At 59.2% G+C, this 26,455-nt stretch carries 24 protein-coding genes and 1 pseudogene; 9 read left to right on the plus strand and 16 right to left on the minus strand.

Annotated elements, in window-relative coordinates:
* Positions 1-303 precede the first annotated feature (303 nt).
* A complete protein-coding gene (locus ACN0SY_RS09010; protein WP_417686499.1) occupies positions 304-2,079 on the plus strand; it encodes an SLC13 family permease in 1,776 nt (591 codons plus the stop codon).
* Between the two features lie 17 nt (positions 2,080-2,096).
* Here ACN0SY_RS09010 and ACN0SY_RS09015 read toward each other — a convergent pair whose 3' ends face one another.
* The 3 genes from ACN0SY_RS09015 to ACN0SY_RS09025 all read right to left on the minus strand — a co-directional run bounded on the left by ACN0SY_RS09015 (position 2,097) and on the right by ACN0SY_RS09025 (position 5,095).
* Complete coding sequence (locus ACN0SY_RS09015) at positions 2,097-4,097, minus strand: alpha/beta fold hydrolase (protein ID WP_417686501.1); 2,001 nt, start codon at positions 4,095-4,097, stop codon at positions 2,097-2,099.
* Between the two features lie 86 nt (positions 4,098-4,183).
* The gene (locus tag ACN0SY_RS09020) at positions 4,184-4,642 is read right to left on the minus strand and encodes a DUF3237 domain-containing protein (protein ID WP_417686503.1); all 459 of its coding nucleotides are present in this window, start codon (positions 4,640-4,642) and stop codon (positions 4,184-4,186) included.
* Positions 4,643-4,657: 15 nt separating this feature from the next.
* Entirely contained in the window at positions 4,658-5,095 is a 438-nt protein-coding gene (locus ACN0SY_RS09025; RefSeq protein ID WP_417686505.1) for a MarR family winged helix-turn-helix transcriptional regulator, read from the minus strand.
* 152 nt (positions 5,096-5,247) lie between these two features.
* Between ACN0SY_RS09025 and ACN0SY_RS09030 the strand changes: the two genes are divergently transcribed.
* The 8 genes and pseudogenes from ACN0SY_RS09030 (at position 5,248) to ACN0SY_RS09065 (ending at position 12,632) form a co-directional block, all read left to right on the plus strand.
* Positions 5,248-6,285 carry a TRAP transporter substrate-binding protein gene (locus ACN0SY_RS09030; protein WP_417686507.1) on the plus strand — a complete coding sequence of 346 codons (1,038 nt, stop codon included), beginning with the start codon at positions 5,248-5,250 and terminating at the stop codon, positions 6,283-6,285.
* Between the two features lie 57 nt (positions 6,286-6,342).
* Positions 6,343-7,611, plus strand: a complete 1,269-nt coding sequence (locus ACN0SY_RS09035) for a flavin-dependent oxidoreductase (RefSeq protein ID WP_417686509.1) — start codon at positions 6,343-6,345, stop codon at positions 7,609-7,611.
* Complete coding sequence (locus ACN0SY_RS09040) at positions 7,608-8,111, plus strand: TRAP transporter small permease (protein WP_417686511.1); 504 nt, start codon at positions 7,608-7,610, stop codon at positions 8,109-8,111. The genes ACN0SY_RS09035 and ACN0SY_RS09040 overlap by 4 nt, the downstream gene beginning before the upstream one ends.
* A 7-nt stretch (positions 8,112-8,118) precedes the next feature.
* Positions 8,119-9,441 (plus strand): TRAP transporter large permease, encoded by a 1,323-nt coding sequence (locus tag ACN0SY_RS09045; protein ID WP_417686513.1) that lies wholly within the window; start codon positions 8,119-8,121, stop codon positions 9,439-9,441.
* A 155-nt stretch (positions 9,442-9,596) separates the two neighbouring features.
* On the plus strand, positions 9,597-10,511 hold the full coding sequence (locus ACN0SY_RS09050; RefSeq protein ID WP_417686515.1) for an NAD-dependent epimerase/dehydratase family protein: 915 nt from the start codon (positions 9,597-9,599) through the stop codon (positions 10,509-10,511).
* Positions 10,512-10,541: 30 nt separating this feature from the next.
* Positions 10,542-11,450, plus strand: a pseudogene (locus tag ACN0SY_RS09055) (NAD(P)-dependent oxidoreductase); the annotation flags it as partial.
* A 241-nt stretch (positions 11,451-11,691) separates the two neighbouring features.
* Positions 11,692-12,150 (plus strand): MaoC family dehydratase, encoded by a 459-nt coding sequence (locus tag ACN0SY_RS09060; protein ID WP_417686517.1) that lies wholly within the window; start codon positions 11,692-11,694, stop codon positions 12,148-12,150.
* Positions 12,147-12,632, plus strand: a complete 486-nt coding sequence (locus tag ACN0SY_RS09065; RefSeq protein ID WP_417686519.1) for a MaoC family dehydratase — start codon at positions 12,147-12,149, stop codon at positions 12,630-12,632. The genes ACN0SY_RS09060 and ACN0SY_RS09065 overlap by 4 nt, the downstream gene beginning before the upstream one ends.
* A gap of 17 nt (positions 12,633-12,649) precedes the next feature.
* Here the strand turns inward: ACN0SY_RS09065 and ACN0SY_RS09070 are convergent, their stop codons facing one another.
* The 13 genes from ACN0SY_RS09070 to ACN0SY_RS09130 form a co-directional block, all read right to left on the minus strand.
* Positions 12,650-13,129: a GNAT family N-acetyltransferase gene (locus ACN0SY_RS09070; RefSeq protein WP_417686521.1), complete on the minus strand. Its 480-nt coding sequence runs from the start codon at positions 13,127-13,129 to the stop codon at positions 12,650-12,652.
* A 157-nt stretch (positions 13,130-13,286) separates the two neighbouring features.
* Positions 13,287-13,943, minus strand: a complete 657-nt coding sequence (gene bluB / locus ACN0SY_RS09075) for a 5,6-dimethylbenzimidazole synthase (RefSeq protein ID WP_417686523.1) — start codon at positions 13,941-13,943, stop codon at positions 13,287-13,289.
* Between the two features lie 5 nt (positions 13,944-13,948).
* A complete protein-coding gene (locus ACN0SY_RS09080; RefSeq protein ID WP_417686525.1) occupies positions 13,949-14,497 on the minus strand; it encodes an adenine phosphoribosyltransferase in 549 nt (182 codons plus the stop codon).
* Between the two features lie 105 nt (positions 14,498-14,602).
* Positions 14,603-15,376 (minus strand): alpha/beta fold hydrolase, encoded by a 774-nt coding sequence (locus ACN0SY_RS09085; RefSeq protein WP_417686527.1) that lies wholly within the window; start codon positions 15,374-15,376, stop codon positions 14,603-14,605.
* An 80-nt stretch (positions 15,377-15,456) separates the two neighbouring features.
* On the minus strand, positions 15,457-16,332 hold the full coding sequence (locus ACN0SY_RS09090; protein ID WP_417687199.1) for an S-methyl-5'-thioadenosine phosphorylase: 876 nt from the start codon (positions 16,330-16,332) through the stop codon (positions 15,457-15,459).
* Positions 16,333-16,488: 156 nt separating this feature from the next.
* Positions 16,489-17,976: an autotransporter outer membrane beta-barrel domain-containing protein gene (locus ACN0SY_RS09095; protein WP_417686529.1), complete on the minus strand. Its 1,488-nt coding sequence runs from the start codon at positions 17,974-17,976 to the stop codon at positions 16,489-16,491.
* A 271-nt stretch (positions 17,977-18,247) separates the two neighbouring features.
* Positions 18,248-19,087: a cytochrome c1 gene (locus ACN0SY_RS09100; RefSeq protein ID WP_417686531.1), complete on the minus strand. Its 840-nt coding sequence runs from the start codon at positions 19,085-19,087 to the stop codon at positions 18,248-18,250.
* Between the two features lie 28 nt (positions 19,088-19,115).
* Complete coding sequence (locus ACN0SY_RS09105; RefSeq protein WP_417686533.1) at positions 19,116-20,381, minus strand: cytochrome b; 1,266 nt, start codon at positions 20,379-20,381, stop codon at positions 19,116-19,118.
* A gap of 24 nt (positions 20,382-20,405) precedes the next feature.
* Positions 20,406-20,966: a ubiquinol-cytochrome c reductase iron-sulfur subunit gene (gene petA / locus ACN0SY_RS09110; RefSeq protein WP_417672141.1), complete on the minus strand. Its 561-nt coding sequence runs from the start codon at positions 20,964-20,966 to the stop codon at positions 20,406-20,408.
* Positions 20,967-21,281: 315 nt separating this feature from the next.
* Entirely contained in the window at positions 21,282-23,120 is a 1,839-nt protein-coding gene (locus ACN0SY_RS09115; RefSeq protein WP_417686535.1) for an ABC transporter ATP-binding protein, read from the minus strand.
* Entirely contained in the window at positions 23,104-23,571 is a 468-nt protein-coding gene (locus ACN0SY_RS09120; RefSeq protein WP_417686537.1) for a hypothetical protein, read from the minus strand. The genes ACN0SY_RS09115 and ACN0SY_RS09120 overlap by 17 nt, the downstream gene beginning before the upstream one ends.
* 397 nt (positions 23,572-23,968) lie before the next feature.
* The gene (locus tag ACN0SY_RS09125; RefSeq protein ID WP_417686539.1) at positions 23,969-24,370 is read right to left on the minus strand and encodes a DUF2177 family protein; all 402 of its coding nucleotides are present in this window, start codon (positions 24,368-24,370) and stop codon (positions 23,969-23,971) included.
* A gap of 96 nt (positions 24,371-24,466) precedes the next feature.
* The gene (locus tag ACN0SY_RS09130) at positions 24,467-26,317 is read right to left on the minus strand and encodes an ABC transporter ATP-binding protein (RefSeq protein WP_417686541.1); all 1,851 of its coding nucleotides are present in this window, start codon (positions 26,315-26,317) and stop codon (positions 24,467-24,469) included.
* Positions 26,318-26,455: the final 138 nt, after the last annotated feature.

Below are 26,455 nucleotides of genomic sequence, written 5' to 3' on the forward strand. Positions count from 1 at the left end.
CCTCGGAAAACGACAAAAAAATAGTGCCTTGGTCTAACTCACTATCATGAACAAACGCTTACCCCTGTCAGTATTTACAAGGGTAAGTTCAGCTTCCTGTCGAAATCCTCTCGATCCGTGCAACGCTTGACACCCTTCGGCATTTTAGAAAGATCAACAGCCTGAGCGTTGTGCGACGCGACATACACGCCGAGCCGCCATTCGAGAGCACCGCAACCGTGTCATTCGTTTTCCCTCGCCTGCCAAAGACACCACCGGCACGAGTCAAACCAGGCTACATGCATTAACGACAGGAGACAGCAGGTGACATTCGACCAAGGCGCTCTGTTCGCCCTTTTTGGCCTCCTCTTCGCGCTCCTGATCTGGGGACGTGTGCGCTATGATCTCCTGGCATTCAGCGCTCTTGTCATCGCGACCATCCTGGGTCTCGTCCCGACCGAAAGCGTTTTCTCGGGCTTTGGCCACCCGGCTGTCGTGATCATCGCACTGGTTCTGATCGTTTCCCGAGGGCTGATGAACTCCGGGGCGATCGAGCTGGTTGCTGGAAAGCTCTTGTCCGCTTCGGCCGGCCTGTCGCGTCACATAGGCACACTGTCGCTCATCGGAGCAGGACTGTCCGCGATCATCAATAACGTCGCCGCCCTTGCCCTTTTGATGCCTCTCGATATTGAAACCGCTCACAAGGCGGGCCGGGCTGTTGGCCTGTCACTCATGCCCCTGTCCTTCGCGACCATCCTGGGCGGAATGATCACCCTGATCGGCACGCCTCCGAACATCGTCGTCGCGCAATATCGGCAGGATGCGCTGGGTGCCCCCTTCTCGATGTTCGACTTTACCCCGGTAGGTCTCGTGGTCGCGGTCGCAGGAATCGTCTTCGTGACCCTGGCAGGCTGGCGCCTCCTGCCGTCGCGCCTGAAGCGAACAACGGAAAAACAGGATCATACCGAAAGCCTATATGTCGCCGAACTCAAGGTGGGAGAGGAAGCCAGCAGCAATGCCCTGACCGTCGGCGAGCTCTTCCCGGTGGCGGACGAGAAGGATGTCAACATCCTCGGCCTGATCCGCCACGGAGCAAGACTGCGCGGTTTTGCATGGCGCGAGCGCATCATCCCCGGCGATTTCCTGATTGTCGAGGGCGACCCAAAGAGCATCGAAGCCTTCATGGGTGCGGCGAAGCTTGATTTCGCCGGATCTGAAAAGCACAAGCCTGGCCTGACCGGCGGCAGCCTGACCATGCGAGAGGCCATTGTTCCGGACAACGCCCGAATCGCTCACCGCTCGGCCTTCGACCTGAGCCTCCTCCACGGCCATGGCGTCACACTTCTCGGCCTGTCCCGCCAGGGGAAACATGTCCATGCCCGCGTTCGGCACATGGAAGTGCGACCGGGCGACGTCCTTCTTCTATTGGGATCCTCGGAGCGCCTGGATGTCGCAATCAACTGGCTCGGTGTCTTTCCGCTGGAAGGACGAAGCACAGGCGTCGCCCAGCGCAACAAGGCAGCTCTGGCGATCGGCGCCTTCGCTCTTGCCATCGCGGCAGCCGTGTCCGGTCTCGTCTACCTTCCGGTGGCGCTCGCCGCCTGCGTCCTCATTTACGGGATCGCGGGACTGATCGGTGGCAGCGAAGTTTATGAGGCGGTTGAATGGAAGGTCATCGTCCTCCTCGGGTCACTGATCCCGCTCGGACAGGCTTTCGAGACTTCAGGCAGCGCCCAACTGGTCGCCTCGAGCATAGTGACGATAACAGAGGGCTATCCGGCCTGGGTAACGCTGGCTGTGCTCATGGCCGTCACAATGACGCTCTCCGACTTCCTCAACAACGTCGCCACTTGCCTGATCGCGGCTCCGATCGGAGTACAGATCGCTAATGCGCTTGGCGTCAATCCGGATCCCTTCCTGATGGCGGTCGCCGTTGCCGGCTCCTGTGCGTTCCTGACGCCGATCGGCCACAAGAACAACACGATCATCATGGGGCCCGGCGGATACCGCTTCGGTGACTACTGGCGCATGGGGCTACCACTGGAGCTGCTGGTCCTTGCGGTGGGCCTGCCTGCAATCCTGATGTTCTGGCCGCTCTAGACAGACATGGCCACCAATCAGAACCGCAGTGAGATGAACCTCAGAACGGCAATGAAACCAAGCAGGCCGAGCGCGTGGATCAAGCCACCCTGTGCCATCCAGGCATCCCAGAGCGAGGCTTCCTGCCCGACATCCGCACCGTTCAGCCAAGCCATGAAATCAATGCCAAGCGTGTAGAGAAGCAGCCCGCCAAGCCAGAAGACACCGGCAGCGACGGCAAGAACGAACAAGGGCGCCAGCATGCCGATCAGACGGCTGTACCAGGGCTGGCCGACCGCAAAATCGGCATCCGTGGCGTCGGGCTGCTTGCCGACAACGATGAAATCGCAGATCTCGTCCCAAAGGCTTTCGCGCTTGCCTGCCGAATGCGCCCCGCGCACGAACTTGCTGATCCCGCGCTCGTCCAGCTGATAGAGCACGCTGCCATCGAGGCTCGTCTCGAAGCCTGAATGCCCTGCCCCGCCCAGATCGAAAAAGCCCCGGAACCAACGCAACCCATAGGGAAAGAGCGCGACGACCCAGTCGAATGTCGCGCGGATGTTCAAAATCTTCTCGACGCGGCCCGCCTCAACCAGCCGGACCCAGTCGTAGTCGTTGCGCACCACGCTGCCCGCGAACATGATCCGCCTGAAGCTGGCCGCCGGATAATCCTGCAAGGCCTTCGCGCAAAGATAGGTTCCGTTGGAATGGCCGATGTAGTGGAAGTCTGCATCCGGGTAGGAAGTTCGCGCCTCGACGTACTGATCCATCAGCCATTCGACCTTTTGCCGCCGGTACCAGGGCAACACGAATGGCAGGATCGGAAAGTACCCGTAGCTCGGGGTGCGGGTGACAAGGGAACGCCCTTCTGCCGCCGTCTCGCAGTCTTCGCGCGCATGACGCAGCAACGCGTCCTCCCCCTGAGTTTCACCGGCAGCTTCGGAAGGGGCAGGAACACTTCTGGACAGAATGGTGTTGTAGGTTTGCGCGGCAACCTCCGCCGCCTTTCGTTTGACCCGCGCCGCGATTTTCTTGGTCCAGTACCCCCGGTCTCGAATGCCGTGGATGATGAAAAGGAGGTCGCGCACACGCGGGTCACGCGGCGGCGGCAATTCGTCGTTGAGGTAGCCACGCTCGATCGTGCGCTCGTCAAGAACTGGCGCGTCATCGCTCAACACGGCCGTCATGATTCGCGCCCGCTCCTCGCGAATACGGCGGTCAGCTTCGTCAGAGCCTTTGGCGACATCCACCTCGATAATCGTGGCATGACCGCTCGCCGGAACCTCGATCAGACGGAAGTGCTCGGAGTTGTTTGCGTCGGCGTAATCGACGCTGTCATCCGGAGAAACCATGTCATCGATGGTGCCGAGCAGCTGGATCACCTTGGGCTTGGGCAAACCGCTGTTGAGGAACTGCAGCCAGCGAAGGCGGGTCTGCACGATGAACGGTGCTCCCTTGCGGATGTCGAAGATGGTCGGTTTCCGGCCCGGAAGCAGGTGGCCATAGGTTGCGCCCAGGCGCCAGACCAGTTCCTCCATGCCGGACTTGGCGTTGTCGATGCTCCAGCCTCGGCTCATCCCTGCAATCAGGACCAGTCGCGACACCTTGCGTGCCCAGGGACAAGGACCGAGGTGTTCCAGCTCCGGCTCGACCCGCGACACGGGCCGGCCGCCCGAGAGACCCGGCCAGTTGCGTTCCAGATCCGAGGCCTCGATGAAAATCCTCCGGCCGATCACCGCACCCATCGAGTGACCGACGATCACGATCTCGTCGAAATCTCCCTCCTCGTGGATACGCGAGATTTCCGCGATCTGGTCTGCAACGACCTTCGCGGCCCCTACCCGGCAGAAGGTCTTGTTGTAGGGAAGTTCGGGATCATGGACCGTCGCGCCCGGGTATGTTTGCTCAATGAGGTGCTTCACGCCTGCCAGGGACGCCTTGCCATTCGTGTAGCCGTGCAGAAGAACCACCAGCATGCGCGCGTTCTGGCACTGCCCTGCATCATCCTTGTGATTGATGATCTTGCCGCCCTGTCCCATGCAGCGTCCCCCCGACAGCTCCGGATGCAAACTTTGCAATCATGGGTAAGCTTGGCAGGAATCACAAGCGCCAACCGCGTAGCGGTCTACTCGACGGCGAAGAGAGAAACCTCGACCGAGTTCTTGCGGCGCCCTCCCGCACCGACGAAGAGCATGCGATTGACCCAGGCGTAGCGCGGGTCGCCGGTTTCAAGCCTGGCATGCGTGCGCATGTAGTAACTGGACGGATCCACGTCCTCACCACGGCCGACGGCGGCAAGGACCTCGGCCGGACCATGCCGATAGCCGTAGTTGATGATTTCGATCAGCGCTCCGTCATCCGTCTCGAATGCGTAGCGGGTGTCCAGTTCGGCAACGCCATCGGCGAAAATGGTCTGCCAATCGGCGCCAAGGTTCAGGATCGTGCCGGATATTCGCTCGCCCGTAACGGTACCGCCGATGATGGGAATGATGCGCCGGTGCCCTGCCCGGCCCTGTCCCATTTCGCGGATGTCGGCAAGTTCGACCTTGAGGTCGCAGAAATGGGTCAGTATCGGTTCCAGCATGAAGCCTCGCAGCAATTACTTTTCAAGGCCAGCAAGCAGCTTGAGCATGCGGACCAGGTCAGCGCGCTCGTCATCGGTAAGGGCCTCCGCAAGACGGGCCTCGCTGACTGCGATTCTGGGCTTGATCCGTTCGAACCATTCACTGCCGTCGTTTGACAGCGTGTAGCCAGCCTTGCGGCCATCGCCATTGACCAGAACCTTGAGCAGGCGCCCGTCGGCAAGCAGCGGCTTCAACGTGGTCGTGACGACAGAGGCGGAGGTCTGCATGGCCGTACAGATTTCGGAATGGGTAATCTGCGGATTCTGGGAGATCAGCTCGACGATCATGAACTGCAGTGGCGTCACCGCCTCATCGCTGAACGCCTCCTGGAACGCACCCTGGCCGCGGTTAACCGCATAGCGCAGGAGGTGCCCCAATAGATCATTGAGCTGTCCGTAGTTCACGTCCGCCATCAAACTGAAATGCCTTGGGCCTCAAATTCATTCGTCAGCCTCGATCAGAGGCCGATGTACAATGCCATGTTCGGAAGCATTTGTTAAGTTCGTTTACATCGTAAACAATATCGAGTATCAAGAAAACACCGAAGGACGCAAGGGAGGATAGAATGCGCCCTGTAAGTATTGCAAGGAATCTCGTTGCAGGTGCTCTAGCCCTGTCAGCCGTCACCACGACATCTGTCGCCCAGGAAGTGACGCTGAAGCTTCACCAGTTCTTGCCGCCAGTGGCAGTGGTCCCGTCCAAGATCCTGAAGCCATGGGCCGAAAACGTCGAAAAGGCGTCCAACGGCCGCATCAAGGTCGAACACTACGACGCGATGGCGCTGGGAGGCCGCCCGCCGGAACTGTACGACCAGGCACGTGACGGCGTCGTCGACATCATCATGACGGTCACCGGTTACACTCCGGGCCGCTTCATCAAGACCGAAGTGTTCGAGCTTCCCTTCATGATGAAGGGCTCGGTGGCAACATCCAAGGCATTCTGGGAATACGTCGAAAGCGATCTCCAGAACGAGGAGTACAAGGACGTCAAGATGCTTGGCGCCTGGGTGCACGGCCCTGGTGTGATCCACACCGCCGACGGCGTCAGCAAGCTTGAGGACATGCAGGGCAAGAAGTTGCGCGGACCGACCCGCGTGATCAACGATCTGCTCAAGGAGCTCGGCGCCGTTCCGGTCGGCATGCCGCTGCCGTCCATCCCTGAGTCCCTGTCCAAGGGCGTCATCAACGGAACGGTCATCCCGTGGGAAGTGACCCCGGCCATCAAGCTGACCGAGCTGGTCAGCAACCACACCGAGTTTTCCGGTGAGGAAGCGCTCTACACGGCGACCATCATCATGGCGATGAACAAGGATCGCTACGACAGTCTGCCGGACGACCTGAAGGCCATCATCGACGCAGAGTCCGGTATGAAGCTGACGACCCTCGCCGCAGAGGAAATGCTGGCTGGTGACGCGCCCGGCCGTGCGATTGCCGAGAAGAACGGCAACACGATCGCTACGCTGGACCAGGCCGAAGTCGATCGCTGGAAGGAAGCTTCCAAGCCTGTCGTGGCGCGCTGGGTCGAGCAGGTCAAGGAGCGTGGCGTTGATGGCAATGCAGTCATCGAAAAAGCCAAGACCCTGATCGAAAAGTACGGCGAGTAAGCTTCGTCCAACATCCGAGTACAGGAGCGGGCCGCGAAAGCGGCCCGCAATCACGACATGACAGTGTTAATTGCCGGCGGCGGCATCGCCGGGCTCTCTCTTGGCCTGACCTGCGACCAGCTTGGACTTCCGTTCCGCATCTATGAAAGCGCGGCGGAGCTCAAGCCGCTTGGTGTCGGCATAAACCTTCAGCCCAATGCTGTTCGCGAACTTTTCGAACTCGGGCTCGAAGACGACCTTCCATCCATTGGCGTGGAAACACAGGAATTCGGCCTGTTCTCCAAGAAAGGTCTGGAAATCTGGACGGAGCCGCGCGGGCGCTGGGCCGGCTACAACTGGCCGCAATATTCCGTCCATCGCGGTCAGCTCCAGATGCTTCTTTACCGCCGTCTCGTCGAGCGGGCGGGCTTCGACTGTGTCGTGACCGCGGAACGCGCCACCGGCTTTACCAACACCGAAGGCGGCGTCACGCTGCACCTTGAAAACACCAAAACCGGCGAAACGTCATCGGTCGATGGAACGGTACTGATCGGCGCCGACGGCATTCATTCCGCCATTCGCGCACAGATGCAGCCAAATGAGGGCCCACCGCAGTGGGGCGGCGCGGTGCTGTGGCGCGGAACGGCATTGGCAAAACCGTTCCGGACAGGCGCTACAATGGTCATGATCGGCCACAAGACACAGCGCATTGTCGCCTACCCGATTTCACGGCCGGACCCGGAAACTGGCCTCGCGGTCATCAACTGGATTGCGGAACTCACCTACGATCCCGACGCAGGCTGGAACAAGGAAGACTGGAACCGCGAAGCGGACGTCAACGACTTCATGCCCCAGTTCGAAGGCTGGCAATACGACTGGCTTGATCTTCCTGCGCTCGTCGCAGGCGCCGACAAGGTCTACGAGTACCCGATGGTGGACCGGGACCCTGTCGACCATTGGACAGAAGGCAATGTCTCTCTGATGGGAGACGCAGCGCACGCGGCCTATCCGGTTGGCTCCAATGGCGCCAGCCAGGCAATTGTCGACGCGCGCAAGCTTGGAGCGGCCTTCCACAAGCATGGCATGACGAATAAGGCCCTCGTTGCCTACGAGACCGAGATGCTTCCCGTCACCGCAAAAATGGTAATGACCAACCGCGGAGCCGGCCCGGACGCCGTACTTCAGGTCGTCGAAGATCGTTGTGAAGGCCAGTTCGACAATATCCATGATGTCATTCCGGCAGAGGAACTCGCCGGTCATGCGGAAAAGTACAAGGCGATCGCCGGCTTCGCCATCGCGGCGCTGAACGAGCAACCCAGTCTTGTTCCTCAAGGAGCCTCTTCATGAAGACAGATACCCTGCTCGGCAAGGGAATCAGGGCGATCGCCGGAGCCACCGCCCTTGCCGGCGGCGCCGTGCTCGTCGCCATCGTGATCATGACCTGTGTCAGCGTCACCGGCCGCGGTCTGATCTCGCTCGGCCTCGGCCCCGTGGAAGGCGACTTCGAGATGGTTGAGATCGGCATGGCCTTCGCGGTCTTCGCCTTTCTGCCCTGGTGCCATCTCCAGCGCGGCCACGCGACGGTCGAGCTGTTCGCCGGGCGGATCGGCGAACGTGCCAATCGCTGGATCGACGTGATCTCGGACCTTCTGTTCCTACTGGTCGCCGCCCTGATCGCCTGGCGGCTCTGGCTCGGCATGCTGGACAAGAAGTCCTACTTCGAAACCACCTTCATCCTGCAAATCGACATCTGGCAAGCCTACGCGGCCTGCATGGTCGGAGCAGCCGTCTTTACAATCGTGAGCATCTATCAGCTGGGATGCAGCCTGAAACGCGCTCTTTCGTGAGGTCCTGATGTCCAGACTTGAAATCGGCCTCTGGTCATTCCCGGTCCTGCTCCTGCTCATCTTCCTGCGTATACCGATCGGCCTGGCGATGTTCATCGTCGGCATCGGCGGCAGCTACGTGCTCAACGGCACGACCCTGATGACCTTTGCCCAGCTGAAGCACATGACCTACGGGACTTTCTCCAGCTATTCGCTGTCGATCATCCCGCTGTTCCTGCTGATGGGCCAGTTCGCCACAATCGGCGGCATGTCGTCGAGCCTGTTCCGGGCCTCCGAGGCGTGGCTTGGCCACAAGAAGGGCGGCGTCGCCATGTCTGCAGTCGGGGCCTGCGCCGGCTTCGGTGCTATCTGCGGCTCCTCGCTTGCAACGGCCGCAACCATGGGTCAGGTCGCCCTGCCCGAGCTGCGCAAATACGGCTATTCAGGCGCCCTCTCGACCGGCGCGCTTGCTGCCGGCGGCACCCTCGGCATCCTCATCCCGCCGTCGGTGATCCTCGTCATTTACGCCATTTTGACCGAACAGAACATTGCGAAGCTTTTTGCGGCCGCGTTCATTCCGGGCATTCTGGCCGCCATCAGCTACATGATCGCGATCTACATCTACGCGAGCATCACCGGTGATACGGGCAAGACACGCGAACGCGTGCCCTATCTGGAGCGCTTCAAGGTGCTCCTGACAATCTGGCCGGTTCTGGCGATCTTCACCGCGGTCATCGGAGGCATCTACACGGGCTGGTTCACACCCACCGAAGCCGCGGCGATCGGCGCAGCAGGCACCGCGCTGGTCGCCCTCGCCAACCGGTCCCTGACTATAAAGTCCCTGGTTCAGGCGATCTTCTCCACTGCGACCTCGACCGGCATGATCTTCACCATCATTCTGGGAGCGGGCCTCTTCAATGCGTTCCTTGCGACAACCCAGCTGCCGCAGGAGCTATCGACCTACATCGCCACCCAAGGCTTCAGCCCGTGGCTCGTGTTGACGATCGTCCTCCTGCTCTATCTGGTTTTCGGCTGTGTCATGGACAGCCTGTCCATGGTCCTGCTGACGGTGCCGATCTTCTTCCCGATCATGTCCGGCCTGGATTTCGGCATGCCCGCCGCAGACTTCGGCCTCTGGTTCGGCATTCTCGTTCTGATCGTCGTTGAAGTCGGACTAATCACGCCTCCTGTGGGCATGAATCTCTTCGTCATCAACGCATTGGCGAAGAACGTGTCGATCGCGGAGACCTTCAAGGGTGTCATTCCCTTCGTCACGGCCGATCTGGTCCGCGTGGTGATCCTGGTCTTCTTCCCGAGTATCACTCTGTCGCTGGTCTGGCTTCTCTACTGACACCAGGCACCGTGCAAAAACAATGGGGCGGGATTTTCCCGCCCTTTTCTGTTCCTGCGTCACAACATCTTTTCCATGGCACAACGTCACGCCGCTCTGGAAACCGTCTCCAAAAATGGAGATGATGTACGCACATCAGACACAGGAGCATTCTCATGACCGGATCCGGCACCACAAAGCCGAAGCGTATCCTCTTTACCGGTGGCACGGGCAAGGCTGGGCGTCATGTGATCCCGTATCTGCTGGATAGGGGACACAGGGTCGTCAATGTCGACCTGAATCCGCTGGACCATCCGGGCGTTGACAATCTCACCGCCGACATCACCCAATCCGGCGAGATGTTCAACGTCATGACCAGCTACGCCAACTTCGATGAACTCGAACCCGGAAACGGTGTTCCGTCGTTTGACGCGGTCGTTCATTTCGCGGCGGTCCCGCGCATTCTCATCCATCCGGACAACAAGACCTTCGCGGTCAACACCGTTGGCACTTACAATGTCATAGAAGCGGCGGTGAAACTGGGTATCAAGAAAATCATCATCGCCTCGTCGGAGACCACTTACGGTGTCTGTTTCGCCGACGGCGTCGTCGACCCGAAGGTCCTGCCGGTCGAGGAAGACTACGATGTCGATCCCATGGACAGCTACGGCCTGTCCAAGGTGGTGAACGAACAGACTGCCCGCGCCTTCCAGCGTCGCTCCGGTTTTGACATCTATGCACTTCGCATCGGCAACGTCATCGAGCCGCACGAATATGACCGCTTCCCGGACTTCTTCGAAAACCCGGCTCAGCGCCGCCGGAACATCTTCTGTTACATCGACGCCCGCGATCTGGGTCAGATCGTCGATCTTTGCCTGCATAAGGACGGCCTCGGCTATCAGGTCTTTAACGCCGGCAACGACACCAACTCGGTGAACATTCCGAATTCCGAAATCCTGAAACGCTTCTTCCCGAACGTGCCTTTGGCCCGCGAACTGGGTGAGCATGAAGCACTGTTTTCAAACCGCAAGATCCGCGAAGTCCTTGGCTTCGAGGAAGAGCATGATTGGCGAAAATACGTTGAGGGCTGAGGAGCCCGCAAGTCATCCAGGTGGGAGGTAGTTGAAATGGCAAAACCGGTAATCGGCTTCATCGGTGTCGGGCTCATGGGCCATGGCATGGCCAAGAACATTGTCGAGAAGGGCTATCCGCTCGTGATCATGGGTCACCGCAACAGGGAACCCGTCGAGGACCTGATCAAGCGCGGAGCGACCGAAGTGAAGACGCCGCGCGAGATGGCAGAGCAGTGCGACATCATCCATCTGTGCGTCTCTGCAAGCCCGCAGGTCGAGGAGGTCATCCGCGGCGAAAACGGTATCCTCTCGTCCGGCAAGAAGGGACTGACGGTCATCGACTGCTCGACCTCCGACCCCGTCTCCACGCTGCAAGTCGCTGCTGACCTGAAAGCCGCCGGCATGGACTTCGCCGACGCTCCGCTGTCGCGCACGCCCAAGGAAGCGGAGGAAGGGACCCTCGACACCATGGTCGGCGCCGCACCGGAGACCTTTGAGCGGATCAAGCCGGTGCTGGAATGCTGGGCAAAGGTCATCGTCCACCTCGGAGAGGTCGGACTTGGCCAGAAGATGAAGCTCATCAACAACTTCATCAGCATGGGGTATGCGGTCATCTACTCCGAAGCGCTTGCAATCGCCCGCAGGTCCGGCCTCTCGGTCGAACAGGTGCATTCCGTTGTCGGACAGGGCCGCATGGCAAACGGCTTCTACGAAACCTTCATGAAGTATGCAGTCGACCGCGACGAGAACGCCCACAAGTTCACGATCACCAACGCCCACAAGGACATGCGCTACCTTGCGAACATGGCCAACAGCGTTGGGGCGGTGAACGCGATCCAGGCGGTAGTGAAGAATGCTTTTGCTGCGATGGAAGCGTCTGGCCAGGGCCAACGGCACGTCCCAATGCTCAGCGACTTTATTGCCGAGATGAACGGTCTGCCCGGCGATTGGCGATAGCCAGTTGTCCAACGACTGAGATCTGCCCCTTGGCGACGGTATCGCCAAGGGGCACTCGTTCTCGCAGCCAGGGATTGGGTGGTCGCGGGTGGTCCGGGCCAAGGATTGCCAACGTTCTTTTGAGGCTCGTTTCCCATTCGGGAACACGTGCCAGAATCCGCCTCTGTGCTTCAGGAGAATTCAGTGAGTACAGTCACTGAAATGGCTGGAGGCATGACCGGCATTTCAATAATGTCCGCCCATGACGAAGCGATATTATTTCGAGGACCTGGTACCGGGCCTCACCTTCGAACTCGGCAGCTATACGGTCAGCCGCGAAGAGATCATCGAATTTGCAAGCGAGTTCGATCCCCAGCCCTTCCATCTCGATGAAAAAGCCGGCAAGGCCTCGATACTCGGCGGCTTGGCGAGTTCAGGCTGGCACACGGCATCGATCACCATGCGCCTTCTCGCCCTCGGCCTGCTGAACCAGAGCTCCTGCCAAGGGGCCCCGGGAATCGAGAAGCTGCAATGGCGCAAACCGGTCTTTGCCGGAGACACGCTGAGCGCACGCATGGAAGTGATCGCGGCACGCCCGCTTCGCTCCCGGCCCAATCTGGGTGTGGTCACCATGCGGCTTGAAACAAGGAACCAGCACGGCGTTCCGGTGATGACCTACGACAACCCTGCCCTTTTCGCACGCCGCGAGGTCGGAGGATGATCGACTATTTCGAAGACCTTGAGATCGGCGACGAACAGGAACTCGGCAGCTACACGTTCACCCGTGAGGATATCATCCGGTTTGCCGAGAAATACGATCCGCAACCTTATCATCTCAGCGATGAAGGCGCCGCGCAGACCCATTTCGGAAAGCTGTGCGCTTCCGGATGGCACACGGCTTCGATTTTCATGCGGCTGTTGGTGCTGAAGACGCAGGAATTGGCTGCCCAAGCTGCAGCACAAGGACATCCGGTCGCGAAGACCGGCCCTTCACCGGGCCTGGAGGATCTCAAGTGGCTGAGGCCGGTTTATGTCGGCGACACCGTAACCTACACACGCCGTATAACAGAAAAGACCGAGACTGCGAGCCGGCCCGAATGGGGCATTGTGCACGGCGACAATCGCGGCGTGAACCAGCACGGGGAAACCGTATTCTGCTTCAAGAGCAAGGTGTTCCAGGAGCGCCGCCCCCAGAAGGGGTGACGCAAACGCAAGGTCTCTCAGAGCGAGCGCGCAAAGAGGACTTCGTCGTGGATCGGAATCCCGTAGTCTCCGCGCATCGGGATTTCGGACCTCAATTCCCGCTCCTTGTCGATAACACCCGGAGCAATACGCTCCATCCGGAAACCACGTCGTTGATAGAAGCGGAAAGCGTCGAGGTTGTCGTTGGAGGTTCTGACCGTCAGGCGTTTCATGCCCGCATCGCGGGCCTCCTTGACCACCGCGTCAAGCAGCAAGGTTCCCGTACCTCCCCATCGGCTCAGGGAGTCGAGTGTCAGGATTTCCCATTCCTGCGCACGCTTGATGACTGTGACCAGGCCAGCGACTTCCGACCCGGCTATTGCGATGTAGCCTGGGAGCCGTGATGCGTCGACAACCTGACCGTCGAGAAGTATTTCCGGCCCTGTCCACCTTTCGGTCAGCAGCTGGCGAGCCGCACCATGGTCTTCCTCTTCAATCGGACGAACTTCGACGCTCATGCCATCATCTCCAGCAAAGGTCTTGATTGAAACTCAACCGGCTTCATCTGCTTGCCTGACCATAGACAGCCAGACCGATGTTACGAAAGAGCAAATTTCACTGCCCCGGATTCTAGACTCTCGTTAACAAAATCCAGAATTTGTCTCGATAGCACAATCAGCGTTCGAACATTCTCCGGGCGAAATCTGTCCGTTCCTGCCAGTCATGGCGCTCCAGCTCCGGGTCCACATGCTCTTCCTGCGGATATCCGAGACAGAGATACGCGATGAAACGCCAGTGGCGGGGTACTTCAAGCGTGGTGGTAACAGCCTTCGCATCCAGAATGGATACCCACCCAAGCCCAATGCCATGGGATCGCGCGGCCAGCCACAACGTCTGGATCATGCCTACAGTCGAGTAGGCCAGCGTCTCCGGCATGGTGGCACGACCAAGACCGTGCCCCTGCTCCGGAGCTTCCTCACTGAAGACAGCAAGATGTACGGGCGCCTCGCTTAGGCCCGCGAGCTTGAGCCGTGCGTAAGCCTGTGCCTGCTGCCCCTGATAGTACTTCCCGGCCTGCGCATTCTGCGTCTCGAAATTCTGTCTGACAGCATCGCGGCGCTCCGGGCTCGCCACCTTTACGATCCGCCAGGGCTGACTGTTGCCGACCGAGGGGGAAAGATCCGCAAGCGAAAGGAGTCGATGGAGAAGATCATCGGGAACCGGATCAGTCCGGAAACGGCGCACGTCACGCCGCCACCTGATCAGATCCTCGAGTTCCAACTGAAAATCGCCGCCGAACTCGCGAGGCGTCACAGCGTCATCGCGGGACATGAACGTCAATGTCCGGGAAACGACACCAAGGTGCGAACAGGAACATCAAGCGCCTCGAGCTTGGCACGTCCGCCGAGGTCGGGCAGATCCACGATGAAACACGCAGCAACGATGTCCGCGCCCATGGACTGAAGCAGTTTGCAGGCGGCTTCTGCCGTGCCGCCGGTCGCGATCAGATCGTCGACGACGATGACCTTCTCTCCCGGCTTTATCGCGTCCTTGTGCATTTCCATTTCATCAAGGCCATATTCCAGGGAATAGGCAATGCGGACGGTCTCATGCGGCAGCTTGCCCTTCTTGCGGATCGGAACGAACCCCGCCGAAAGCTGGTGAGCAACGGCACCGCCTAGAATGAAACCACGAGCCTCGATGCCGGCGATCTGATCGACCTTGGAACCGGCCCAGGGTTGAACCAGAGCATCGACCGCACGGCGAAACGCCCGGGCGTTTCCGAGAAGCGTCGTGATGTCCCGGAAAATGATCCCTTCCTTCGGATAGTCGGGAATCGTGCGGATCGCATCCTTCAGCTCATCCTGCACCGTCTTGTCAAACATTGTTCTTCCGCTCCCTAGACCCGCGCAGCGCCGCCGATTTCAAGTCAGCGGAGCATATTTGTCCCAAGCTTGTAATACACACAGACACATTTCAAAAGCCGCCTTTCAGCCAGCGCCGACGTGATCCAAAAATGTCCTTAGCGACGGCAACAATGGGTCCAGGCCCCCCTGGAACACCTCATGTCCGGTAAATGGAATATTCAGCAAGTGTGCGTCTTTCACCCGCTCAAGGAGCCCGACCGTATTCTGCAGCGAGACCAGGAAGTCATCGTCCCCGCGCACTGCGAGCAATGGACATGCGATCTTCCGGACACTCTCTCCCGGATAGTCCGAGCTGCCAGAACCCAGCCACATGGTTCGAACCGCCGCGAAAAGTCGTTCGAAATCTGGCTCGGGATTTTCCTCCTCGTAGCCTGACACCTCGTCAGGAAACATTTCGCGCCATTCGTCAGATGTAATTGAGCTATAGAGACCCCGCGTCGGGTCATCCTGTTCAAGATCCCAGTGGGCGCCGCCGGCAACGACAAATCGAAGCGGCACTTCGCCCGACGCCGCGACACGCAGCGCGGCGATACCGCCGTCGCTGTGGCCGATTATGCCCACCGGCCCGCAGCCGATCTGACGAATGACCTCGACGACATCCTGCTCCAGTCTCTGATAGGTCAGCGGCAGATCCCCGATCGTCGACCGCCCATGGCCACGTGTATCCAGCGCTAAGAGGCGAGCGGACGGCCGAAGTGCTTCTGACAGCGGCAGAAAGTCATTGCGAGACCCAAGCCCGCCATGCAGCAAGAGGATAGGTAACGCATCATCGGGACCGGCTGTAGATACGAAAAGTCTCGCGCCGGACACCTCAAGCCACGAACCGGTTTCAAACACCGAACCACCTCCTGAAGGGGGACAAGGGGCAAGACCTGCACTCCCCTTGTTCAAGTCGATGGGTCGCCGCGCGATACGGTCTAGGCGCGCAGGACCCGGCCGGCAACAGCGTCCAGCTTGCTGATAAGCTCAGGATCTCGCGCGTCCGGCGCTGTCATGATTGCAAATTCCAACGCTGTATCAGAGCCGACCGGACAGGCAGGGTGTTCGCGCGGCAGATCCCTGGCGATCCGGGCCACGAGCCGCTGGGCGTTGCTGGCATTGGCGTGAAGCACCGACAGGATGGCCTGAATGTCCACTTCCCCGTGATCGGGATGCCAGCTGTCGTAGTCGGTGACCATGGCGACGGTTGCGTAGCAGATCTCTGCCTCGCGGGCGAGCTTCGCCTCCGGCATGTTCGTCATGCCGATCACATCGCAACCCCAGGATCGATAGAGGTGGCTCTCGGCCAAGGACGAAAACTGGGGGCCTTCCATGGCCAGATACGTACCACCACGGCGATAGACCAGGTCTTCGGCGCGCGCGGCCATCTCCACGCAGTCGACCAGCTTCGGACTGACCGGATAGGCCATGGAAACATGCGCAACGCAGCCCTGACCAAAGAAGCTTTTCTCCCGCGCGAACGTCCGGTCGATGAACTGGTCGACCAGAACGAAGCTACCGGGAGCGAGTTCCTCCTTGAGCGAACCGCAGGCAGACACGGAAATCAGATCCGTCACGCCACAGCGCTTCAAGACATCGATGTTTGCGCGGTAGTTGATGTCTGTTGGCGAATATTTATGACCCCGCCCGTGCCGCGGCAGAAACACGACCTTGAGGCCGTCAATCACGCCGATACGCACAGCATCAGATGGCTTGCCCCACGGGCTTTCAACTTCCACCCATTGCGCATCTTCAAGACCGGGCAGATCGTAGATCCCCGAACCGCCAACAACTCCAAGCACTGTCTGAACCATCATGCCCCCGCTTTTCTCAAAACTGGTCGTTAAGAAGGCTTAGGCGATCAGGCGAATAATGCCAAGGCTCCGGACGCCATTGTTCAAGGCGTAGATATGAAAAGAGCCGCATTTAATAGCGGCCCCCATTATTCACTTATTAAGGTGAGACTCGGTTCAAAAACTCAGCGAAACACGCCCGTTTGCAGACAGCTCCTGGGTCTGGGCGCCAAGGCCACCCAACTCTGCACCGATCTGGATTGCACACCCGTTCTCGCCGATCAGGGAGAAGCCGCCGGACACTCTCGCCGACCATCCATCAAGAGATGCCGGATTGGATGATGTCACAGCTGAACTATTGATATCGGAGAACTGCCAGTCGGCATGCCCACCGACATAAGGCGTGAAGGTCACCCGGCTGTCAAAAAGTGCGATGGCTTTGCTCACACGGCCGCCGATGGATGTCATGCCGGTTAGAATATCCATTCCGTTATGAAACGTGCTGGCACTGTCTGTGTAACTGCCTTGGCGTTCGTGGGCCAGCATCACACTCGCGTTCGGCGTGATACGGAACGGTCCGACCTCGTGCTGGCCTGAAAGAGCAAAGGATCCAAGAAAGCGTGACCCGTCAATCTTGCCATTTGCAGCACCGGAAGCCGTCTCATAATCAATCCCTGTCCAGGAGACGAGGCCATTGACGCGCATAGCCGGGAGAACCTTCCAGCCACCATATACCCCGACTGTTCCGCCCGTCCCAGACAGGCTGCTTGAGGTAGAGCCATAGCTGTAGTCGAAGGTTTCTACCCCACCGATGACACCGGCAACAAAGTTCGGGGTCAGCAAATAGCCAATACCGGCTGTCGCATTGAGCTGCATACCGTCATCGGATGAATTTCCGACGAGCCAGCCACCGCGCACATTCACCCAGGCATTCCAGGTGCGCCGATCCACGAAGGTCGCAGGCGTGCCACTGTCAGCAAAACCGAGCGCTGAAAAAGCTTCCCGGGCTTTCTTCGCTCGAAGCCGCGCCGCCATATCGGGTGCAAAGTTAAGCGTGATACCGCCGCCATCCGCGTTGAAGGGTGTGCCGCCGTCGAACGCGGCATTCGCGCCATTATTCGCCGCACCGGAAATTGCAGACCCCGATTGGGTCATAATGGCTGCGGTCCGGCCAGCTTGCGTTTTGGTTATCTTATCGCTGTCACTATCGCTCGTGTCCGTACTTGCTTCCGTGCAGGAGGCTGTAAGATTGAGCGTTCGGCCGGTTTTCTCAGCACCAAGGCTCACTCTCATTGCCGAGTAGCCGCTAACCGTGACCGTGATGGTCTGGGTCGTGCCATTTGGAATATTGGTATTCTGTTTGGTGTTGGCCCCAGACGGATCCAAAGTGACCTGGACCGTAGCCACCAAACCGGCAGATGCACTTGGATCCGTAATGTTCAATGTAACAACATCGCCATCGTTCAAATTGGAGATATTTCGCTGATCAGTGGAGTCCGTCACCGAAAAATTCAAACTACCGGCCGCAATGGCGGAGCAGCCATTGATGAAGCTGGCCGCTTGGGCGCCTTTCGTTCCAATTACTCCTGGAGCCGAGATCAAAAGTGAAAAAGCCAAAAGGCCTTTGACGCCCGCTAATGCCGGACGTACGAAACTGAAACTCATAAAATGCCCCCGCGCCGGTTCCGGCGAAACGTTACTCAAAAGTTAATTTATTGGAGCAAAATATGGCGGCAAACTATGCATCGCAACGAGTTTCCGTAATGAATACAATATGATTTCTACCTGTGGTTAATCCGACACATGCGCAGAGCAAAAGACCAGGAATCCCCTACGTCATCACCTTCGGTGCAATCTGACGAAATTGAACATCCGCATAAAAAAAGACCGGCCAGTGGCCGGTCTTTTCACTATTGTGAGGTCGATCGGAGAGCACTCAGTGCTCGACGTTGCGCCAGAGCGTCTTCTTGGTGAAGTACAGAAGACCGGCGAAGACGATCAGGAAGATCATCACGCGGAAACCGGTCTGCTTGCGCGCTTCCAGATGCGGCTCTGCGGCCCACATCATGAAGGCGGAAACGTCGCGAGCGTACTGCTCGGTGGTCATCGGCGTTCCGTCCGTATACTCGACAACTTCTTCGGACAGCGGCGGAGCCATGCCGATGAAGTGACCAGCCAGGAACTTCGGATTGTAGTACTGGCCAGCCGGAACTTCGACGCCTTCCGGCGCTTCGTGGTAGCCGGTCAGAAGAGCGTAGATGTAATCCGGACCCTGCTCCTGGTACTGGGTAAAGGCGTCGAAGACGAACCACGGGAAACCGCGATACGCCGCACGGGCCTTTGCCAGCAGCGAGAAGTCCGGCGGGTAAGCGCCGCCGTTGGACGCACGCGCTGCCTGCTCGTTCGGGAACGGAGACGGGAACTTGTCAGCCAGAACGGCGGACCGCTCGAACATGTCGCCATCGTCGTTCGGGCCGTCGGTCACGGTATATTCAGCCGCGATGACCTTGGCCTGCTCTTCTGTGAAGCCCGGGCCACCTTCTTCGGCAAGGTTACGGAATGCGACCTGACGCAGGCCGTGACAGGCCGCACAGACTTCCTTGTAGACCTTGAACCCGCGTTGCAGCTGGCCGCGATCGAAAGTGCCGAAAGGACCCGCGAAGGACCATTCCTGGCGCTCGATGGAGACGCCGCCGCCCGCGGCGAAGGCCGGGGCCGCAACGGCGATTGCCGCTGCTGCCGTCAGTGCACGAACCATTTTGATCATGGTGCTCATTTTCAAAAAACTCCTGATCCGTCCGTGGTCACTTGGTTTCCGGTGCAGAAACCGCACCAGCCGGCGTGCCCGAACCACCCTTCAGGACAGCCTCGGAAATCGAGGCCGGCAGCGGCAGCGGTTTCTCGAGGAACCCGAGCAGCGGCAGGATGATGATGAAATGGGCGAAGTAGTAGACCGTGCAGATCCGCGCCAGGATCACGTAGATCCCTTCCGCCGGCATCGCGCCGAGGTAGCCGAGGGCAACCGCGTTGATCGCGAAGATCCAGAAGAACTGCTTGAACAGCGGACGGTAGGAGCCGGAGCGAACCTTGGACGTGTCCAGCCAGGGCAGGACGAACAGGATCGCAATGGCGCCGAACATGGCCACAACACCGCCAAGCTTGTCAGGCACGGCACGCAGGATCGCGTAGAACGGCAGGAAGTACCATTCCGGAACGATGTGCGCAGGCGTGACGAGCGGGTTCGCCTCGATGTAGTTGTCCGGGTGACCCATGTAGTTGGGCACGTAGAACGCGAACCAGGCGAAGACGATCATGAACACGACGATCGCGAACAGGTCCTTGATCGTGTAGTACGGGTGGAACGGAACCGTGTCCTGCTTGGACTTCGGCTGCACGCCGGTCGGGTTGTTGTTGCCGGTGGTGTGGAAAGCCCACACGTGCAGCAGAACGACGCCGAAGATCATGAACGGCAGCAGGTAGTGCAGGGAGAAGAAGCGGTTCAGGGTCGGGTTGTCGACCGCGAAGCCACCCCACAGCCAGGTCTTGATCGCCTCACCCACCAGCGGAATGGCGGAGAAGAGGTTCGTGATCACGGTCGCGCCCCAGAAGGACATCTGGCCCCACGGCAGGACGTAGCCCATGAAAGCCGTGCCCATCATGATCAGGAAGATGATCACGCCCAGGATCCACGAGATTTCACGCGGAGCCTTGTAGGAACCGTAGTAGAGACCGCGGAAGATGTGGATGTAGACGGCGATGAAGAACATCGACGCTCCGTTGGAGTGCAGGTAACGCAGCATCCAGCCGAAGTTAACGTCACGCATGATGTGTTCGACACTGTCAAACGCCAGCGTGGTGTGCGGCGTGTAATGCATGACCAGCACGATGCCGGTGATGATCTGCGCGATGAGGCAGAAGAACAGGATCCCGCCGAAGGTCCACCAGTAGTTCAGGTTCTTCGGGGTCGGAAAGTCGACAAAGGATCCGCGCACGAGCGAAATGACCGGCAGACGGCTTTCAAGCCACTTTGCCCCGGCGCTCTGCGGTACGTAGTTAGAATGTCCAGCCATGGCTGTCTCCTCAAATTCCTGCCGTTAGCCGATCTTGATCGTCGTGTCGGACACGAACTCAAACGGCGGAATGAGCAAATTCTCGGGAGCCGGTCCCTTGCGGATACGGCCGGCGGTATCGTAGTGCGAGCCGTGGCACGGGCAGAACCAGCCACCGAAGTCGCCGGCATCACCGAGCGGCACACAGCCAAGGTGCGTACAGATACCAACCTGAACGAGCCACTGCTCCTTGCCCTCGGCTGCGCGGTTTTCATCCGTCGCATCGGCGCCATCGGGCAGGTTGGAGTTACGGGCGACCGGATCCGGCAGATCGCTGAGCGGAACGCTCTTTGCGTCAGCCACTTCGGCCTCGGTGCGGTAGCGGATGAAAACCGGCTTACCGCGCCATTTAACTGTGATCGACTGCCCCTCTTCCACGGCAGAAACATCGACCTCGATGGAAGCCAGGGCCAATGCGGAGGCATCCGGGTTCATCTGATCGATGAACGGCCATGCCAGCGCGCCCGCGCCCACCGCGCCCATGGCGCCGGTCGCTATATAGAGGAAATCGCGGCGAGTAGGTTCCGCCGTATCCGAATGTGCCAAGGTCGCGTCCTCTCGAAACCTGTTCAACCTGTACCAAAAGCCCGCATCTTACCTGCCGGCTCCAAGCTTGCGCAGGAGGATAGGCAGAATAAGGCAGGGCTCAAGGGGACCCGGTGCGGCAAGATCCCGCACCAGTCCAAGCGGCTCGTCTTTTTGCACCGATCAACCGCCTTGTCCAGATCGACAAAGGGGCCAAATCGAATATGTCGCAGAGAAAAACGAGCCCTTGTCCTTTTTCTGCCCTTTTTTTGCCACGCCGCGCAAGCGCGCTTGAGGGAAAAGACCGGAACGAAAGCAGATTTTTTGGTCTGGCAATCAACCTGCCTGTGCCGGATCGAGGAAACCACCGGACTGATGCGACCAAAGTTGGGCATAGAGCCCGTTCCCGGCCAACAGCATGTCATGACTGCCTTCTTCGATGATTCGGCCCTGGTCCATCACGATCAGACGGTCCATCGCCGCGATGGTTGACAGCCGATGGGCAATGGCAATCACGGTCTTGCCTTCCATCAGGTCGAAAAGGCTCTCCTGGATCGCAGCCTCGACCTCGGAATCGAGCGCGGATGTCGCCTCATCCAGGATCAGGATCGGCGCATTCTTGAGCAGAACCCGTGCGATCGCGATCCGCTGGCGCTGCCCACCGGAGAGCTTTACGCCCCGTTCACCAACATGAGCATCAATCCCCTTTCGCCCGTCCTTGTCGGACAGGCCCTGCACGAAATCGAACGCATGAGCCTTGCGCAGCGCCTCTTCCACCTCCGCGCGGGTGACATCGGGACGGCCGTAGGAGACGTTGTCGAGGATCGATCGATGCAGCAGCGACGTATCCTGCGTCACGACGCCGATACTCGCTCGCAGATCGTCCTGCCGGACGGCCGCGATGTCCTCACCATCGATCATGATCCTCCCACGCTCAAGGTCGTAGAAGCGCAGCAGCAGATTGACGAGCGTCGACTTTCCCGCGCCGGAACGACCGATCAGGCCGATCTTTTCACCGGGACGGATCTTCAACGAAAGATCCTCGATCACCCCCGTTTCCTTGCCATAGTGAAAGCCGATTCCCTCGAAGCGGATCTCGCCCCGGCTGACAGCAAGAGGTTTGGCCTGCGGAACATCGGTCACGTCCCGCTCTCGCGAGATGGTCGCAATGCCGTCCTGGACGGTACCAACGTTCTCGAACAGGCCGGAGACCTCCCACAGGATCCACTGGGACATGCCCTGAAGCCTCAGGACCAGGCCGACAGCAATGGCAACGTCGCCGATATTGACCAGCTCGTACTGCCAAAGGACGATCGCCAGCCCGCCGACACTTGCCAGCAGCAGCATGTTGATGATCGTCAGGGAGATGTTCAGCACCGTTACTAGGCGCATCTGCCGGAACACCGTATGCAGGAAGGATGTCATCGACGTCCGTGCATAGGTCTCCTCCCGCGCGGCATGGGAGAACAGCTTCACCGTTGCAATGTTGGTGTAGGCGTCCACCACGTGGCCTGTCATCAGCGAACGCGCATCCGCCTGGTCCTTGGAAACATCTCGCAGACGCGGAATGAACAGGCGCAGCACGAAGACATAAGCCGCGACCCACAGCAGGAACGGCGCAGCGAAGATCGGATCTGCCGAGCTCACAACCACGATGGCAGCTGTGAAATAGACCGTCACGTAGACGAGAATGTCAGCGATACGCGTCACAACCTCGCGCACCGAGAGCGCGGTCTGCATCAGCTTGTTTGCGATCCGTCCGGCAAAATCATCCTGATAGAACGATATGCTCTGTCTCAGGAGGTAGCGGTGAACCCGCCAGCGCACCGACATCGGATAGGGACCAAGCAGGCCCTGATGGAACAGCAACTGCCAGACAATCTCCACCAGCGGATAGACGACCAGCAACACCAGCAGCATGCCAACCAGCTGAGGCCAGTTGTCGGACAGGAAGGTTTCCCTGTCCTGCACCGACAGCCAGTTCACCAGATCACCGAGGAAGGTGAAGATCGTCACTTCCAGGATAGCGATGATCGCTCCCAGAACGGAAACACCGACCAGGATCGGCCAGACCGGTTTGGTATAGTACCAACAAAATGCAGCGAACCCCTTGGGCGGAACATCGAGCTCCGCCTCTGCGAAAGGGTCCACCATCTGCTCAAATCGATCGAACATTGATTGTCTCATCAAGTGTCAACGGATGAAGGCCGGTGGTGCGATGCAACGGATCAGTCTCCCGGTCCGCATCCTCCGGTGTCCGGAAAGTGGGCTGGCCACGCGCGGCAAGTACCGCGCTGGCAAGAAAGCAGACAAGCGCTGCAGCGATGACCGAACTGCCCAGGAACATGTCGGCGAGTCGCGCCACGAATGCCTGTGCAGTGTAGGCCCGGCCTGCCACTCCGAGGGTTTCGATCTGGCTGATCTCGCTCGCCAGAACAGGGAGAAAGATCAGGATCGACAGGCCGGCTGTCGCACCAATCCAAACGGCAAGGACTGTCATCGCGCCGCTGATGCGACGGATCACATTCTGATTTTCAATGAACTGCCCCGGCCCCGGGTCCGGCGACAGGAGAACATCGGGACGATCCGGCAAGGCGAACGGATCGAATGGATAACGACTGGACATCGGACGGTCTCCGAATGCACGAATTTTAAATCGATCCCGTCATGACACGTCGAATGACGTGCAGCCGATATTGACCGGATAGCGTGTCGGCGCGGCTTGAGGCAGGACTATGAATTCAAGAGGGAAAAAGCCAGTTGGCGCTTAAAGCGCCACAGACGTACCGAGATAGGTACTGAAGGGCGCGGATAGGATGAACATGTGACAATGGATATTCATATACGCCCTCCTCTGATTAGACGTTGGCAAGAAGTGCCATGACGGCACACGGGAGAAGCTACAGGTTCGAACGGCAAATGCAACCTGCAACACAGTGCCTCATCCTTCAGCCGCACCGGCGTTGCTTTCGGGCAACAGTCGCGATCGCCATTTCAGGGGAGGTGCTTTACCCGTGTCCGCGTCAGGAGATGGCAAGGCGCGTCAGATAGGTGCCGAGACAGGCTGACACCCCCGTCAGGACGGTACCCCATAAGACATCGACCATGACGACGGACGGCGGCCAGTCCTTCAGCGTCGCGAAATTGGTCATGTCGTATGTGGCGTAGGCGAAGAAACCAAACAGCCCGCCATATATGAGCGCTGTGGAGAGGCTTCCGGTGCGCAGCGCCGGTGCCACGGCGAAGATGACGATACCGACCACGTAGATGGCGTAGAAACCCGCTGCGGCAGCCATGTTCGGTTTTTCCATCAGAAGATGCCCGAGCCGCTCGGCATAGAACCCGCGCGAGACATGCGCCAGCCAGACATAGTCGATGCCGAGGAATACCACGGCGGTTGCGATATAGGCGACGAGGTACTGCACGAAGCGATCTCCTTTCGAATGACCTCTCTACGGCTCACGCTAACCGGTAGATCATACCGGGTATCCCGGCCGGAAGAGGGAGTCCGTCATGCAGGATCAATTCTCGACCCGGTCCGGCAGGAAACCGCCCGATTGCCGCGCCCATAATTGCGCGTAGAGGCCTGAGTTGTCCTGCAGCAAGACCTCGTGCGGCCCTTCCTGCACAATCTCTCCTCTGTCCATAACAATCAGACGGTCCATTGCGGCGATCGTCGACAGCCGGTGTGCAATCGCGATAACGGTCTTTCCCGTCATAAGCTCGGTCAGGTTTTCCTGGATCGCGGCCTCGACCTCGGAATCAAGCGCGGACGTCGCCTCGTCGAGAACCAGAATTGGTGCGTTCTTCAGCAGAACCCGGGCGATCGCAATACGCTGACGCTGACCTCCCGACAGTTTGACCCCTCGCTCACCCACGTGTGCATCAAGCCCTCGCCGGCCTCGCCGATCCTCAAGTCCCTCGATGAAATCCAGCGCATGTGCACGTCGCGCCGCGGCTCGAACGGCTTCTTCGCCCGCATCGGGCCTGCCATAGAGGATGTTGTCCCGCACGGAACGATGCAGCAGAGACGTGTCCTGCGTCACCATACCGATGGCATTGCGCAGGCTTTGCTGCGTCACCTTCGCGATGTCCTGACCGTCGATAAGAATCTGGCCCCGCTCAAGGTCGTAGAGGCGCAGCAGTACGCTTGCGAGCGTCGTCTTGCCCGCGCCAGATGGACCGACGATTCCGACGCGCTCCCCGGACTGGATCTCCAACGACAGTTCATCGATGACGCCATTCGTCTTGCCATAGTGGAACCCGATCTTGCGGAACGAAATGCCGCCTGCCGCAATCTTGAGTTCCGACGCATCTTTCGCGTCGCGCACGGAGATGGGCTTCACGATCATCTCCATACTGTCCTGAAGAGTGCCCATGTTCCGGAAAAGGCCATTCAGCTGGCCCATCAGGCGATTCAACATCAGGTTCAAACGCAGGATCAGCCCGAGACAGAAGGCGACGTCCCCGGTACTCACCAGCCCTTGTTGCCAGAACGACAGCGAGAGACCGGCAATCACCACGATCATGAGTCCGCTGAAAGTCACCATCACGCTACGGACCGCCGTAAGGGCCCGTGTGAATGTCATCAACCGCTGCATGAACGCGTCATAGGTGCTCCGAACACCCTGTTGCTCGCCTTCACTTGATCCGAACAGTTTGATCGTCTGGATGTTTGTGTAGGTATCCACGAGGCGTCCGGAAACGGCAGATCCGGAATTGGCTACCTGTTTAGCTGCTGCCCTGACCCGGGGAATGAAATGGCGGGCCACGATCGAGAAACCGACAAGCCAGACGACAACTGCCGCCCCCAGTCGCCAGTCGAGATTGCCGACCAGCAGCAAGGTGGTGAGGGCATAGACCAGAATATACCAGACCGTCTGCAGCAGGTTGGTCATGAAATCGCCAGCTGCCTGCCCCGCCTGCCAGACCTTCGCCGAAATACGACCGGAAAAGTCATCGTGGAAATAGGACAGGCTCTGCTTCATGACCTGCTGGTGGGCCTGCCACCTGACCAGGTTGAAGAAGCCGGGCACAACCGTCTGCTCCTCCACAAGAGCCGTCAGGATGGCAACGCAGGCCCTCACGACAAGGACGACGAACGCCATGATCAGCAGCGTCGAGCCATGCATCTCAAAGAAGCTCTCCCTCTGCCCATCCTGCAACAGGTCGACGATCGTCCCGATGAACGTATAGATCGATGCTTCCACGCCAGCTGTCAGGCCACCAAGGACAAGCATGACAACAAACGGCCACCGGCACTGGTTCACGAAGTAGAATAGAAAGGCAAAACCACCGCGTGGAGGACCGTCACCGGGACCAGCGACGAACGGATCGATCCATCTTTCGAATAGTCGGAATATGGGTTCCAACAAAGGTCTCCGCGAGTTGGAGGGAGGATGCAGAGAGAGCGCGGGCGCGTAGGTAGCTTGCGACAAGTCTAGGTGTCTCATGCCCGATTGCAATTCCAAACAGGACGTACACGGGATCGATGACAAGCCGCGACCCCG

The organism is Roseibium sp., assembly GCF_048261595.1.
GTDB lineage: Bacteria > Pseudomonadota > Alphaproteobacteria > Rhizobiales > Stappiaceae > Roseibium.

Bases quoted from the DNA above. Each gene is read 5' to 3' on its own strand.
- ACN0SY_RS09080 (WP_417686525.1), bottom strand. From the start codon at position 14,497: ATGTTTGACAAGACGGTGCAGGATGAGCTGAAGGATGCGATCCGCACG.
- ACN0SY_RS09090 (WP_417687199.1), bottom strand. From the start codon at position 16,332: ATGGTTCAGACAGTGCTTGGAGTTGTTGGCGGTTCGGGGATCTACGAT.
- ACN0SY_RS09060 (WP_417686517.1), top strand. From the start codon at position 11,692: ATGACGAAGCGATATTATTTCGAGGACCTGGTACCGGGCCTCACCTTC.
- ACN0SY_RS09015 (WP_417686501.1), bottom strand. From the start codon at position 4,097: ATGGGACAGGGCGGCAAGATCATCAATCACAAGGATGATGCAGGGCAG.
- ACN0SY_RS09100 (WP_417686531.1), bottom strand. From the start codon at position 19,087: ATGAGCACCATGATCAAAATGGTTCGTGCACTGACGGCAGCAGCGGCA.
- ACN0SY_RS09045 (WP_417686513.1), top strand. From the start codon at position 8,119: ATGTCCAGACTTGAAATCGGCCTCTGGTCATTCCCGGTCCTGCTCCTG.
- bluB (WP_417686523.1), bottom strand. From the start codon at position 13,943: ATGTCCCGCGATGACGCTGTGACGCCTCGCGAGTTCGGCGGCGATTTT.
- ACN0SY_RS09035 (WP_417686509.1), top strand. From the start codon at position 6,343: ATGACAGTGTTAATTGCCGGCGGCGGCATCGCCGGGCTCTCTCTTGGC.
- ACN0SY_RS09070 (WP_417686521.1), bottom strand. From the start codon at position 13,129: ATGAGCGTCGAAGTTCGTCCGATTGAAGAGGAAGACCATGGTGCGGCT.
- ACN0SY_RS09120 (WP_417686537.1), bottom strand. From the start codon at position 23,571: ATGTCCAGTCGTTATCCATTCGATCCGTTCGCCTTGCCGGATCGTCCC.
- ACN0SY_RS09115 (WP_417686535.1), bottom strand. From the start codon at position 23,120: ATGTTCGATCGATTTGAGCAGATGGTGGACCCTTTCGCAGAGGCGGAG.
- ACN0SY_RS09095 (WP_417686529.1), bottom strand. From the start codon at position 17,976: ATGAGTTTCAGTTTCGTACGTCCGGCATTAGCGGGCGTCAAAGGCCTT.
- ACN0SY_RS09065 (WP_417686519.1), top strand. From the start codon at position 12,147: ATGATCGACTATTTCGAAGACCTTGAGATCGGCGACGAACAGGAACTC.
- ACN0SY_RS09025 (WP_417686505.1), bottom strand. From the start codon at position 5,095: ATGGCGGACGTGAACTACGGACAGCTCAATGATCTATTGGGGCACCTC.
- ACN0SY_RS09050 (WP_417686515.1), top strand. From the start codon at position 9,597: ATGACCGGATCCGGCACCACAAAGCCGAAGCGTATCCTCTTTACCGGT.
- ACN0SY_RS09030 (WP_417686507.1), top strand. From the start codon at position 5,248: ATGCGCCCTGTAAGTATTGCAAGGAATCTCGTTGCAGGTGCTCTAGCC.
- ACN0SY_RS09105 (WP_417686533.1), bottom strand. From the start codon at position 20,381: ATGGCTGGACATTCTAACTACGTACCGCAGAGCGCCGGGGCAAAGTGG.
- ACN0SY_RS09040 (WP_417686511.1), top strand. From the start codon at position 7,608: ATGAAGACAGATACCCTGCTCGGCAAGGGAATCAGGGCGATCGCCGGA.
- ACN0SY_RS09020 (WP_417686503.1), bottom strand. From the start codon at position 4,642: ATGCTGGAACCGATACTGACCCATTTCTGCGACCTCAAGGTCGAACTT.